At 71.1% G+C, this 13060-nt stretch carries 13 protein-coding genes; 8 read left to right on the top strand and 5 right to left on the bottom strand.

Annotated elements, in window-relative coordinates; all coding sequences use genetic code 11:
* The first annotated feature begins 87 nt into the window (after nucleotides 1–87).
* Nucleotides 88–786, top strand: a complete 699-nt coding sequence (locus tag ASF39_RS12660; RefSeq protein WP_056284347.1) for a peptidoglycan-binding domain-containing protein — start codon at nucleotides 88–90, stop codon at nucleotides 784–786.
* 35 nt (nucleotides 787–821) lie between these two features.
* On the top strand, nucleotides 822–1163 hold the full coding sequence (locus ASF39_RS12655) for a DUF1491 family protein (RefSeq protein WP_056284342.1): 342 nt from the start codon (nucleotides 822–824) through the stop codon (nucleotides 1161–1163).
* Between the two features lie 126 nt (nucleotides 1164–1289).
* Here the strand turns inward: ASF39_RS12655 and ASF39_RS12650 are convergent, their stop codons facing one another.
* From ASF39_RS12650 to ASF39_RS12635, 4 genes are all read right to left on the bottom strand, one after another.
* Nucleotides 1290–2411: a DUF2336 domain-containing protein gene (locus ASF39_RS12650; protein WP_056284339.1), complete on the bottom strand. Its 1122-nt coding sequence runs from the start codon at nucleotides 2409–2411 to the stop codon at nucleotides 1290–1292.
* Between the two features lie 132 nt (nucleotides 2412–2543).
* Nucleotides 2544–3590: a glycosyltransferase gene (locus ASF39_RS12645; RefSeq protein WP_244472393.1), complete on the bottom strand. Its 1047-nt coding sequence runs from the start codon at nucleotides 3588–3590 to the stop codon at nucleotides 2544–2546.
* A complete protein-coding gene (locus ASF39_RS12640) occupies nucleotides 3587–4696 on the bottom strand; it encodes a glycosyltransferase (RefSeq protein WP_056284336.1) in 1110 nt (369 codons plus the stop codon). Before ASF39_RS12640 ends, ASF39_RS12645 begins: the two co-directional genes overlap by 4 nt.
* Nucleotides 4689–5747 carry a glycosyltransferase gene (locus ASF39_RS12635; RefSeq protein WP_244472392.1) on the bottom strand — a complete coding sequence of 353 codons (1059 nt, stop codon included), beginning with the start codon at nucleotides 5745–5747 and terminating at the stop codon, nucleotides 4689–4691. Before ASF39_RS12635 ends, ASF39_RS12640 begins: the two co-directional genes overlap by 8 nt.
* Here ASF39_RS12635 and ASF39_RS21360 point away from each other — a divergent pair.
* The 5 genes from ASF39_RS21360 (at nucleotide 5742) to ASF39_RS12615 (ending at nucleotide 9877) form a co-directional block, all read left to right on the top strand.
* Nucleotides 5742–6113: a hypothetical protein gene (locus ASF39_RS21360; RefSeq protein ID WP_210168672.1), complete on the top strand. Its 372-nt coding sequence runs from the start codon at nucleotides 5742–5744 to the stop codon at nucleotides 6111–6113. The genes ASF39_RS12635 and ASF39_RS21360 overlap by 6 nt on opposite strands.
* Before the next feature lie 78 nt (nucleotides 6114–6191).
* A complete protein-coding gene (locus ASF39_RS12630; RefSeq protein ID WP_244472391.1) occupies nucleotides 6192–6554 on the top strand; it encodes a hypothetical protein in 363 nt (120 codons plus the stop codon).
* A gap of 454 nt (nucleotides 6555–7008) precedes the next feature.
* Entirely contained in the window at nucleotides 7009–8517 is a 1509-nt protein-coding gene (locus ASF39_RS12625; protein WP_056284333.1) for an HWE histidine kinase domain-containing protein, read from the top strand.
* A 39-nt stretch (nucleotides 8518–8556) separates the two neighbouring features.
* Nucleotides 8557–9162, top strand: coding sequence for a sulfite oxidase-like oxidoreductase (locus tag ASF39_RS12620; protein ID WP_056284329.1), 606 nt, complete (start codon nucleotides 8557–8559; stop codon nucleotides 9160–9162).
* On the top strand, nucleotides 9155–9877 hold the full coding sequence (locus ASF39_RS12615) for an FAD-binding oxidoreductase (RefSeq protein WP_082494543.1): 723 nt from the start codon (nucleotides 9155–9157) through the stop codon (nucleotides 9875–9877). The genes ASF39_RS12620 and ASF39_RS12615 overlap by 8 nt, the downstream gene beginning before the upstream one ends.
* Here the strand turns inward: ASF39_RS12615 and ASF39_RS12610 are convergent, their stop codons facing one another.
* Nucleotides 9878–10996 (bottom strand): calcium:proton antiporter, encoded by a 1119-nt coding sequence (locus ASF39_RS12610; protein WP_056284326.1) that lies wholly within the window; start codon nucleotides 10994–10996, stop codon nucleotides 9878–9880. It lies immediately after the preceding gene.
* A 272-nt stretch (nucleotides 10997–11268) separates the two neighbouring features.
* Here ASF39_RS12610 and ASF39_RS12605 point away from each other — a divergent pair, with 272 nt between their 5' ends.
* Nucleotides 11269–13011, top strand: a complete 1743-nt coding sequence (locus ASF39_RS12605; RefSeq protein ID WP_055886017.1) for a DEAD/DEAH box helicase — start codon at nucleotides 11269–11271, stop codon at nucleotides 13009–13011.
* Nucleotides 13012–13060: the final 49 nt, after the last annotated feature.

Here is a 13060-nt window from a genome sequence, read left to right as displayed (position 1 = left end):
TCGCCGGGCGCGGTCGGACGCGCCTCTCGGGTTCGACCGCCGGCCGGTCGGAATTTTCTTCACGTGACGGTTCAGGAACAGACATCGATGCGCGAGCCGAGCGTCCGACGCGATCAGCGCGAGATCGCCATCCCCTCCGACGCCCGCGCCGATGCGCGGCCTCCCGCACGTCGGCGCGCCGCCTCGGGCGGCACGGCACGGGGCGCTTTCGGAAAGGGTTTCGCCGTCGTGGTCGCTGCCGCTCGCCTGTGCCGGCGCCGTCCGGCCGAGGTCCTGGGCGTCATCGCCGCCCTCGTCGCGGCCGGCGCGGTCTCGCTCAACGCCCTCGGTTCGCAGACCGGCCGCCACCCCGCACCGATCCTCGCCAACCTCTCCCCCAAGGTCGCGCCCGCCGCCCCGCCCAGGAAGGCGAGCGCCGAGAAGCCCCCCGAGAAGACGGCCCAGCCGGCGACGACCGAGACGGCCGCGAAACCCGAGGCACCGCGTCAGACCGGCCGCGACGGCATCGGCGACATCCTCAAGGCCAGCGAACCGTCCCGCCCGGGCGACACCACCGCGTCGGTGACGCCCAAGGCGGCGGCCTCGGGCGGCGACGCGGTGATCAAGGCCCAGAGGGCCCTGGTCAAGCTCGGCTACGGTCCCCTGCGGGCGGACGGGGTGATGGGGGCCGGCACCCGCGCGGCGATCACCAAGTTCGAGCGCGACAGCAAGCTGCCGGTGAAGGGCGAGCCCGCGGGGCGGACCCTGCGCGAACTCGCCTCCCGCGCCGGCCTGCCGCCGGGATAGTCGCATCCCGGCCGGGGGGTGCTATAGGCCGGCCCATGCCACGCCTGCGCTCCGACTTCTGGGTCTCCGCCCACCTGCGCCGCCTCGGCGTCGAGGGCATCGCCGCCGTCCAGCGACGGCGCGGCTCGCCCGAGGCCGGGGCGATCTTCGTCAAGGTCGATCGCCTCGACGGGACCGCCGACCTGTTCGGGCCCGCGCCGCAATCCCTGATCGACGAGGATTCGGCCGGCGAGCGCCTGTTCGTCGCGCTGATGGCGGCCGCCTCACCCGCCGATGTCGAGGACAGGATCGCCAAGGAGCTGCGTTTCGACGGCGATCTCTGGATCGTCGAGATCGACGATCGGGACGGACGCCACCGGCTCGACCTGGCCGAGTGATAAGGCTCCCACTCGAATCGGGCGGACGCCGTCTCACCGAGCCCGCGCGAAGCCCATTCTCCGCACCACGACGCGATCGAACGGTGAGTGGTCCGGTCCCGACCGGGAGCCGTCCGTGCGCAGCCCTCAGGACTGCTTACGCACCCGGCTCGGCAGCACCGGACGGATCGACGGCCGCTCGACGGCGGCGGAGCGGGACCGCGCGGCGTCCGGCGCATGATAGGCCTGATGGGCCTCCGCCGCCCCGGTGCGCTCGGCCACCGGCGCATCGATGATGGCGGCGATGAGGTCGCGGGCCGCCGGGCGGCCGGTGGTGCGAAACAACCTGACGAGATCGTAGACCCGGTCCACCGACCGGGCGACTGACTCGTTGAGGGTGAGGAAGACGTAGACCGCCTCCTCCTCGTGCAGGCCGGCAGCGCGCAGGGCCAGGGTGAGGAGTTCGTAGCGTCGCGACGGGTCGGGGACCGAGGCGAGGAAGCCTTTGGGCAATCCGAGCAGGTCGCTCAGCGCCCCGACGAACCCGGCGATGTCCCGGCGGCCCGAGAAGCCCGTGAGGATGGCGCCCGCCTCGCGCGGTGCCGGCGGGCACGGCCGCAGGGCCGCGGTGCTGGCCACAGCCGAGGCGATCTCCTCCCGCACCTCGGGCGACGCGAACAGGAACAACGGCGCGAGATCGGCGGGCGACAGGTCGGGGCGCTGCAGGATTTCGGCGGCGAGGTCCGCGTCATGGCGGGCGCGGTCGACGAGGCGACGCAGCACCTCGCCCTGGAGGGCGACCCGGGTGTTGGCCGCCAGGGCCTTGTCGATCCCCGGCACCGCCCGCGTCGCGAGGTCGGCGAGCACGTGTCGGCTGAGATCCGGCCGGGCGGCGATGGCCGGACCGAGGTCGGCGCGATCGGCGACCGCGGCGTCGAGGATCTCCGCGTTGAGCACGGCCGCTTGGGCGATGACGATGTCCCGGATCGCGCCGCCGCGGGCGGCGAGCCTGGCCAGGACCGAGGACGGGGTTCCGGGAAAGGGGGCGAGCTTGCGGGCGACGGTCTCGGCGGTGGCGTCGTCGACGGTGGGAATCAGACCGCCGGCCAGGGCTTCGAAGGCGGCCACGGTGCGCGGGTCGCGGGTCTCCGTCGACACGAAGAGATCGGTCTGCACGCGCAGGATCACCGGCTTCAGATCGAGATGCTCGACCCGGGCCAGTTCGATCAGACCGGAGAGGTCCGGCGCATCGTCGAGGGATGAGGACATAGGACTTCGATCACGCGGATGACGCACCGTCATGCTTATGGACGGGTAACGTGAATCGACCTTTAAGGGCGGGACCGAACCGGGGATCGAGAGCGGTCGTCCACCCTCGTCCACAGGGCGCCGCCGGCCTTCTCAGTCGCGGTGCCGGTCGAGGCGGTCGGCCAGGGCCGCGATGCGCGCCGCCGTCACGGCCACCGCGTCGGGGCTGGCGAGGGCGGCGATGCGCCCGGGATCGAGGGCGAGGCCGTCCCGCACCACCTCCGGCCAGCAGTGTGGCGTCGGCCAAGCCTCGCACACCACCGCGGCGCCCAGGGCCGAGAGGCGGCGCGCCTTGGCGGTCTGCTCCTCGAACGGGCGAGCTTCCGGGAGGCAGACGAAACGCTTGGCCCGGGCCGCCACCGCCGCAACGACACCGTCGCCGCCGCCGCCGACCACCAGGGAGGCCCGCCCCAGGAAGGGCCCGACCTCCGGCACCCAGCCGTGCAGATGGAGGTTGGCCGGTGCCTCCGCCGGCGTCACCTCGCGCGAGACCGGGCCGAGGACGTGCCAGGCGCGCTCGGGGACGGCACGGGCGGCCGCCACGAGGTCGGACAGGGTCCCGCCCTCGCCGCCGCGCCCATAGATCACGAGGATGGAGCCGTCCTCGGCGGCGGCCGCCTGCGCGGGCAGCCCGAGGAAGCCGGCATGGATGGTCTTGGCGCGGACCCACTCCGGCATTCCGGTATCGTCGAGCGCTGCCGGAAACGGCGCGAGCAGCGCCTCGGCCGAGCGGAAGGCCTCGAGATGCGGCGTGTCGGTACGGAGCCCGGCCAGACGCACCACCAGGGTCGGTACCGACAGCAGGCGCGCGAACAGCGCCACTTCGACAGAGACGTCGACGATCATCAGGACCGGATCGGCCTGCGCGACCCAGGCGGCGATGCGCGTCATTCGCTCCCGGATCGCCGGGACCCGCAGGGGAGCGTAGTGGAAGGCCTCCGGCCGTCCGGCCTCGCCGTCGCGTCCATCGAAACCGTCGAGGCGGTCGTCAGGCAGGGCGAGGCGCTGATGGGCTGAACGCCCCGTCTCGGTGCCGATCAGCGTCACGGGCCGGTCGAGGGCGTCGGCCAGCAGGGTCGCCCGCTGCCAGTGGCCGGCGCCCTGGTGGTGGCAGTAGTACCCGATCGGCCGCACGCTCACGCCGACAGCGCCTCGACGGGTGCGTGGAGAGCGGCGAGCAGGTCGTCGATGCCGGCGAGCGCCGCATCGAGGGGAACGTCGCGGAAGGCCGGCAGACCGGAATCGCCGATCCTGGCCTCGAGACGTTCGACGAAGGCGATGTCGTTGACGCAGGCCTCGACCTGCGCGGCGGCGATGTCCTCGGGCGACAGGCCCGCCGCGCGAAAGGCGGCCGGCGTGCCGGCCCACCACGCCCGCCGCCACGCGCGGCGGCGCTCGACCAGGGCCTGCCAGTGGCGGGCCGGCGGCAGGCAATAGGCGTCGCCGTCGCTCAGGACGCGGGCGCGGCGGGCCATCTCCGTGGCCATGCCGCCCTCGACACGGCCGGCGCGGCGGGCCGACACCGTGATGGACACCTCCGGGCAGTGCCGGACCCGGCCGCCGTGCAGGCGGACGGCGGAGACGAGGGCGTTGTCCTCGCCGCAGGCCAGCGGCGGCAGCCCGCCGACGGCGACGTAGAGGTCCGCCCCGAGCGCAAGGCTCGCGGCGACGTGGTCGCCGTGCCGCGGAGCGGGATCGTGCGGCGGCGGGTCGAGGGTGTCCTCGATCCGCCGGACACCGGCCCAGTAGCGTTCGATGGTGGCGTGCAGGGCCGCGAGGCCGGCGTCGCCGGTCTGCCCCTCCTCGTCGATGATGAGGCGTCCGCCCACGAGTTCCGCCTTGTCGAGGGCGCGCAGGTTGGCCATGACCCAGTTCGGCGGCGCCACGGCGTCGGCATCGGTGCTGAGAAGGACGCCGTCGGTGACGCCGTCCTCACCGAGCCAGGCGGCGCCAGCGTCGAGGGCCATCCGGCGGGCGGTACCGACATGGGCGACCTCGCGGGGCAGGGTCGCTTCCACGACGCGCAGGTCGAGGTTGGCGATCTCGCCGTCGCCGCGCATCCGCTCGACCACATCGAGCATGTCGTCGGTGCCGTTGTTGGCGAGCACCAGCACCCGCAGCCGGGCCTGGGGGCCCGCACCCTGCTGGCCGTTCAGGGAGCGTAGCAGATGGGGCAGCACCTGCGCCTCGTTGCGGGCGGGCACGCAGACGACGGCGCGCGCGAGGGCGGGTCCGAGGTTACGCATTGTCGAAGAGCTCCGCATGCAGGCCGGTCTCGACGCCGGCCGGGCGCGAGGGCGCGAGGGCGCGCCCCGCCGTTGGGCGGATCATCTCCGCCCGATAGAGGGCCTCGTAGCGGTCGGTCATCGTGTCGGCGTCGAACAGATGCTCGGCCCGCCGCCGGCAGGCGTGCCGGTCGAGGTCCACCGCCACGCGGATCGCACGGCCGAGGTCGGCCACGTCGTCGGGCAGGGCGAGCGCGCCGCAGGAGCCGTCCAGGATGTCGGGGATGGCGCCGCGGGCGAAAGCGGCCACGGGAGTGCCGCAGGCGATCGCCTCCGCCACCACGAGGCCGAACGGCTCCTCCCAGCGCGGCGTACAGATGGCGACGTGGGCCTCGCCGACCCGCTGGGCCAGTTCCTTGTGGGAGAGGTGACCGAGATAGGTCACGTCGGGGCCGAGCCTCGGCAGGATCTCGTCGGTCCAATAGGGAATGTTGCTGACCGGGCCGGCGAAGACCAGCGGCAGGCCGGCGGCGCGCGCCGCGTCGATGGCGAGATGGGGCCCCTTTTCCGGCACGAGCCGCCCGGTCCAGATCGCATGGGGCTGGCCCAGCGCCTTGGGCCGATACGCGAAGGCGTCGAGATCGATGCCGTTTCCGATCACCAGCGTGTCGCGCAGGGTCGGCTTCCACTCGGTGGCGAGGGTCTCGGAGACGACGGCGAAGGTCATGTCCTCGGCGCGCGCCCTCACACCCTGCACGAAGGGCTCGAACGGCGGCGTGTGCAGGGCCGTCACCATGGGGATGCGCAGGTCCGGCGCCCGCAGCAGGGGGATGGGATGGAGGCTGTTGTTGTGGACGAGGTCGAAACCGCCCCGGGCGATGGCATCGATGATTGCGACGTAGGCCGCCTCCTCCTCGGCATCGATCCGGATCGCCGAGGCGTCGTCGACCGCACTGCCCGTGGGCGGGCACACCGCCTCCACCCGACACGTCGCCTGCGAGCCCTGCGAGGCGAACAGCGTGACGGCGTGACCGCGCGCCTGAAGGGCACAGGCGAGGAAATGCGTATGCATTTCCAGCCCCCCCGAAAACGGCTGGGCAATGGGATACTTCAGATGGGCAATCAGCGCGATCTTCACGGCACACCCGGCATGATGATCCCCATTCCCGACCCGGCCGGAACACCGGACGAGAGGGCGACACGCAAGAACACAGTGCGGGATCGCGCAGGAACGGCGGAGGTTGATCCGGCTGTGGACCGGATGGTCGGAACGAGGGTCGAACGTCACAGCCCTCGTGTGCCACCCTCATGCCGCGTCTCGCCTTTACCGCTGCTGAACGGCATCACCGGTCAAGCCATTGCGCGGCGGCAAAAAACCGGCGGGACCGCACGCGCCAAGACGAATCGTCCCGAAAGCAACTCGATCGTCGCTGCGTAAGGCCTCGAATCCATGTCGCATTGCAGCATTGGAATATCGACATGTCTGACGAGCGTGCGGGCTTGCCAAGATCCGTTTTTGGAAAAGCCGATCGGAACCGATCTATTTCGGAGCCGTTTGTTGACCGGATCAAGAATTCTTGGAGGAAACATGTCTAAGCTTACCAGCCTCATCGGCGCCGGTGTCATCGTCGCCATGTCGGCGACCGCGTCTTTCGCCGCTCCCTGCGCCACCGGCACCGCCGGCCAGAAGGCCGCTCAAGACAAGAGCTCGAACGTCGAGCCGAGCTCGACCGCCAAGGTCACCCCCGGCGCCAAGGCCGAGTCGCCCGGAACGGTCGGTGCGATGAACAACGTCGGCGCCAACACCGCGACCTCCGCAGCCGATGTCGCCAAGCAGCAGGAAGGCAAGCCGACCGCCGCTCAGCAGGACGGCTGCTGATCGCCTGCCGGCGACCCACGTGCCGGCCATAGGATTCTGACGGAGGCCCGTCGATACAACGTATCGGCGGGCCTTCTTCGTGATGTGGGCGAACACCCGCATCGACGACAGAAGCGGGTTAAACCAGGTTACTATTTAGTGTGTCATTTTTACAACGACAAAGACGACGAAGCGGCGAGCGCCGTGGCGTTCGGTCCTCGTCGATCATTTGATCGTCGCGAGAATTGGAGTCGCGTCGCGGTTGCGCTAGGACGCTGAGACTTCCGAGCGAGAGACCGAGCGTGCCGGATCGACACCCACGAATTTCCGATGCGCGACCGTCGCGTCAGCGTTCGTCCCGACAGGCCATCGTTCCGCGAGCGCACGGGCCGGTTCTCGCACCGACTTCGCGCGGTCTCCGCGGCGGGCAATCGTCGGCCTGCATCGGCCCCGGCGCATCGGTTCTTGGCGGATCATGACGGTCGTCGACGAGCAAAACCGGATCGCCAGCGAGATCCTGCGGACGCACGACGGGAGCGATCCCTTCGCCGCGGCGACCCGCGCGACCCGCATGCCGATGGTCATTTCGAACCCGCGCCTGCCCGACAATCCGATCGTGTTCGTGAACGATGCCTTCCTTCGGCTGACGGGCTACGCGCGCCATGAGATCCTTGGGCGCAACTGCCGCTTCCTCCAGGGGCCGGCCACCGACCCGAGCGCCGTCGCCGCGATCCGCGAGGCGATCGCCGACCGGGTTCCGATCGAGATCGACCTCCTCAACCATCGCAAGGACGGCAGCGTCTTCTGGAACAGGGTGCTGATCTCGCCGGTCCTGGACGAGGACGGCGCGTTGAGCTTCTACTTCGCGTCGCAGTTCGACGTGAGCCTCGAGAAGGACCGCCTCGTCAGCCTCGAGCGGGACCGCGACGATCTCGAAAGCGAGGTGGCCCGCCGCTCGGCCGACCTCACCCGCAGCGAGAACCTGCTGCGCTTCGCTCTGAAGGCCGGACGCCTCGGCTCCTGGACCCTGGCATTGCCGAGCCTGCATCTCGTGACGTCCGAGGATTGCAAGGCGAACTTCGGCCGGGCGGCCGACGAGTCCTTCACCTACGAGGCGTTCCTGGCGTGCGTCGTGCCTGGAGACCGCGGCCGCGTTGCCGAAGCGGTCAATCTCAGCCTGGCCAACGGTATCGACTACGACATCGAGTACCGCATCCTGCTGCCGAACGGCGAGAACCGATGGATCCATGCCCGCGGCCAGCCTTTCACCGGCCCCGACGGCCGGCCCGAGACCCTCGCCGGCATCACGATGGACGTCACCGAGCGCAAGCGCGTCGAGGAACATCGGGTGCTGCTGGCCAACGAGTTGACGCACAGGGTGAAGAACACCTTCGCCACCATCCAGTCGATCGTGAACCAGACGCTGCGGTCCGCCGATTCGGTGGAAGGCGCCCGCAAGACCCTCGAGTCCCGTCTCGTTTCCCTGGCCGCGGCCCATGACATGCTGACGCAGGACGCGTGGGAGGGGACGACCCTGGGCGAGATCGTCGCCAAGGCGACCGGCCCGTTCCAGACGGGATCCGGCTCGCGCTTCCTCGTCGAGGGACCCACGGTGCGCCTGCCGCCCAGGATCTCGCTCGCCTTCTCGATGGCGCTTCACGAACTGGCGACCAACGCCGTCAAATACGGTGCCCTCTCCAACGAGGACGGCCGGGTTCGCCTGACCTGGACCCTGACCGACCAGGGCGGCACCGAGCAGCTCGACCTGCGATGGGAAGAGACAGGCGGCCCCCCCGTCGTCCCGCCGACCCGCACCGGCTTCGGCTCCAGGATGATCGAGCGGGCCCTGTCGCAGGAGCTCAACGGTCAGGCCGAGATCGCGTACCGGCCCGAGGGCGTCGTGTTCGTCGCCCGGGCTCCGCTGCCCTCGATCGAGGCGGAGACGTCGCCGCAGGGGATGCCCGTCCCGGCCGGATCGGTGTAGGAGCGGGTCGACGGTCAACGAGGGGCGGAACCGGCACACATGGCGACACGCGGATTCACCGGGCGCAGGCCGGGCGACGAGGCGGCCGCCCGCCTGCCGCCGGGCCAGTACCTGACGCAGGATTTTCCCGTCCTCCAGATCGGGGCGACGCCGCGCATCAATCCGGACGGGTGGCGCTTCACCCTGAGGGAGGGGTCGAGGCCACTCAAGAGCTGGACCTGGCCCGAGTTCGAGGCGCTGCCGCGCAGCCCCTGGACCGGCGACATCCATTGTGTGACCAAATGGTCCAAGTTCGACACCGCCTGGGAGGGCGTCACCATCGACGACCTCCTGGCCGACGCCGGCCTCGCGGCGCCGACGCCGTTCCTTCTGGCCGAGGGGTACGACGACTACACCACCAACGTGCCCGTGGCCGATCTCACCGGCGGCAAGGCCATGGTGGCGACACGCTACGACGGCCGGCCGATCACGCCCGACCACGGCGGCCCGGCCCGGCTGCTGGTGCCGCACCTCTACTTCTGGAAAAGCGCGAAATGGCTGAAGGGCCTGCGCTTCACGAGGGCGGACGAGGGCGGATTCTGGGAATTGCGCGGCTACCACATGTACGGCGATCCCTGGCGCGAACAGCGTTTCACCGGTGATTGAGCCGGCCCCCGCCCGCCCGCTTCCCTGGCACGAGGCCCGGATCGTTTCGATCACGCCCGTCGCGCGACGGGTGAAGGCCTTCCGCCTCGCGGTCTCGTTCGACCGGCCGGTGCTGGCGGGCCAGCACGTGGAACTGCGCCTGACCGCACCCGACGGCTACCAGGCCCGCCGCAGCTATTCGATCGCCTCCGCCCCCGGCGACGGCGTCGAGTTGATGATCGAGAGCGTCGGCGACGGCGAGGTCTCGGTGTTCTTCGACACGGTGGCCGAGGTCGGGGACGTCATCGCATTGCGCGGTCCCATCGGCGGCTCGTTCGTCTGGCAGGCGGCGGACGATGGTCCGGTGCTGCTGGTCGGCGGCGGATCGGGGGTGGTGCCGCTCCTGTCGATGCTGCGCCACCGCGCCGTGGCCGCGCCGGACGTGCCGGCGCTGCTGCTCTACTCCGTGGCCACCGCCGACGACGTCATCGTCGCGGACGAACTGACGGCCAGGGCACGGAGCGAGCCGGGGTTCGACCTGATCGTGAACCTGACACGGGACGACACCGGCCGGCGCGTCGATGCCACGACCGTCGAGCGGGCACTGTCGCGCCTGGGCGCGCCGCGCCACGCCTTCCTGTGCGGCTCGAACGCGTTCGTGGAAGCGGTCGCGAACCTTCTCCTCGACGCCGGCGTGCCGCCCGGCGTCATCCGCACCGAGCGGTTCGGCGCCTGATCACGGGCTGAAGATCAGCACCAGGTAGACGAAGAACATCACCAGGTGCACCGCGCCCTCAAGCATGGTGGTGCGCAGGCCAGAGAAGGTGATGGTGCTCAGGATCAGCGTCACCACCAGCAGCGTCATCTCGGTGGGGGCGAGGCCCAGCACCACGGTCTGGCCGGACACCATGCCGACGACGAGGATCGCCGGCACGGTGAGCCCCACCGTGGAGGTCGCGGCGCCGAGGCACAGGTTGATCGCCTTCTGCAGCTGGTTGCGGGCGATCGCCTTGAGGGCGCTGATGCCCTCGGGCGTGAACACGATGGCCGCGATGAGCACGCCGCCGAGCGCCGAGGGAGCGCCCAGCGCCTCGATGCCGTGGTCGAGGATCGCCGCCAGGCTCTTGGACAGGAGCACGATCGGCAGGATGTTGGCGATGAGGAGGGCGGTGTGCGTCAGCGCCGAGCCGCCCGATTTGGGCGCGGTGGCCTTCGGCGTCTCGATCTCCGTTTCCGGTGCGGCCCCGGCCGCGGCCGTCTCGGCGTGGACGAAGAAGCTGCTGTGCCGCCCGGTCTGGATGAGCAGGAAGATTCCGTAGAGCGCCACCGTGAAGACCGAGAAGGCGACCGCCTGCATGACCGTCAGGGTGCCGCCGCTGGTCGAGGTGGTGAAATTGGGAATGATCAGCGCGATGGTGGTGAGCGGGATGATCACCGACAGGAAGGCCGAGGCGCCCTGGAGATTGTAGGACTGCTGGTGGTAGCGGAACCCGCCGATGAGGAGGCCGAGGCCGACGAGGCCGTTCATGACAATCATCAGCACCGCGAACATCGTATCGCGCCCGAGCGTCGGGGCGGCCTTGGCCGAGAGCATCACGGCGGAGACCAGCACCACCTCGATGATGACGATGGACAAGGTGAGCACCAGGGTGCCCAACGGTTCGCCCAGCCGATAGGCGATCTCCTCGGCCTCGTGCACGACCCCGAACGCCGCCCACAGGATGACGGCGAACAGCCAGACGAACAGGCCGGTCGCCCAGAGCGGCGAGGACAGGTCGCCGAGCCAGCCGGAGCCGAACACGAAGAAGGCGGCCACGCTCGCCCAGGCGACCACGAGCCGCAGAATGTCCGTCATCGGCCGACCTTGTGTTGAGATGCCGCTTCGGCCGCCGGGCAATACCACCGCGGCCACGTGAGCACAGGCAAAACTGAGCACGTGCAAAAACGGGGACCGTCGAGCCATGCGCCGCGGGAGATAGCGCAACACGCCGGTTCCGGCTAGAAGCTGACGCTTCTGCAACCGTTTGCGTCCGGATCGCCGGCCCGATGGATGCGTGGTGCCACGATCCGGGCCCACCGTCGTCAGGGCGTGGTCCGACCTCGTCAGCCCCTGAAGGCTTCTGCCCCGTGTCCTTTCCGACCATGCCGGCCCCGCTCGCGCGCGCCCTGACCTCGCGCGACTACGAGGACCCGACGCCCGTCCAGAGCGCCGTGATCGAAGCGGCGGCCGCCGGCCGCGACCTCCTGGTCTCGGCCCAGACCGGCTCCGGCAAGACCGTCGCCTACGGCCTCGCCTTTGCCGCCGACCTCCTCGACGATGCCGAGACGCTCGGCGCCGCCGGCGCGCCCCTCGCCCTTGTGATCGCGCCGACCCGCGAACTCGCCCTGCAGGTGCAGCGCGAACTCTCCTGGCTCTACGCCGAGACCAACGCGCGGGTGATCGCCTGCGTCGGCGGCATGGACCCGCAGCGCGAGCGCCGCGCCCTGCAGGAGGGTGCGCACATCGTCGTCGGCACGCCGGGCCGCCTGCGCGATCACCTGGAGCGCCGCAACCTCGCCACCGACGCCCTGCGCGCGGTCGTCCTCGACGAGGCCGACGAGATGCTCGATCTCGGATTTCGCGAGGACCTCGAGTTCATCCTGTCGGTGACCCCGAAGGAGCGGCGCACCCTCCTGTTTTCCGCGACCCTGCCCAAGGCCATCGCCACCCTGGCCGAGCGCTACCAGCGCGACGCCCTGCGCATCGCCGTGAAGGGCCAGGAGCGCGGCCACGCCGACATCGCCTACCGGGCGATCCGGGTGCTGCCGCGCGAGATCGAGCACGTCGTCGTCAACACGCTGCGCGTGGTCGATGCGCCCACCGCCATCGTCTTCTGCAACACCCGCAATGCGGTGCGCCACCTCCAGGCCGGGCTGACCGAGCGCGGCTTCTCGGCGGTGGCCCTGTCGGGCGAACTCGGCCAGGGCGAGCGCAACGCCGCCCTCCAGGCCCTGCGCGACGGCCGCGCCAGGGTCTGCGTCGCCACCGACGTCGCAGCACGCGGCATCGACCTGCCCACCGTCACCCTGGTGGTGCACGCCGACCTGCCCAACGACGCGGAGGTGCTGCAGCACCGCTCCGGCCGCACCGGCCGGGCCGGGCGCAAGGGCACCAGCGTGCTCCTGGTCCCGGCCTCGAAGCGCCGGCGGGCCGAGCAGATGCTGATGATCGCCAAGATCACCGCCGAATGGGACGCGCCGCCGACGGCCGACGAGATCCGGCGCCTCGACGGCGAACGCATGTGGCAGGACCCGATCTTCACGGAGGCTGCCAGCGAGGAGGACGTCGCCATGGGCGAGGCCCTGCTCGCCCAGCGCACGCCGCAGGAGCTGGCGGCGGCGCTGGCCCGCATCTACCGCTCGCGCCTGCCGGCCCCCGAGGACGTCACCGATCCCGGTGCCGGCCCCGCGCGGCGCTCCGAACGGCCGGTCTACGATCCCGCCGACACCGCCCGGATCGACGCCGAGGGGCCCTCGGTCTGGTTCCGGCTCAACCTCGGCCGGCGCGACAACGCCGACCCCCGCCGCCTCCTGCCGATGCTGACCCGCCGCGGCGGCATCGGCCGCCAGGAGATCGGCGCCATCCGCATCTTCGAGCGCGAGACCAAGTTCGAGGTCCGGGGCGGCGCGGCCTCGCGTTTCGCCGCGGCGTTTTCCAAGAACGGCTCGCCCGAGATCCAGGTGGAAGCGCTCCTCGACGGGGAGCCTGCCGCCGAGGCGAGGGGGCCACGGGCCGACGGCCCGAGGCACGAGGGCCCCAAGGGCTTCAAGAGCCCGCGTGCCGCCCGCCACGAGCGGGTCGCCGCCAAGGCGCCGCGCAAGCCCCGCTGAGGGCAAAGCCGCGCTGAAGGTTGGGCCTCGCCGAGCCGTACGGCGTCGG

The sequence above is a fragment of the Methylobacterium sp. Leaf108 genome (assembly GCF_001423265.1).
GTDB lineage: Bacteria > Pseudomonadota > Alphaproteobacteria > Rhizobiales > Beijerinckiaceae > Methylobacterium.
This window is presented reverse-complemented; position numbering and strand designations above follow the sequence as displayed.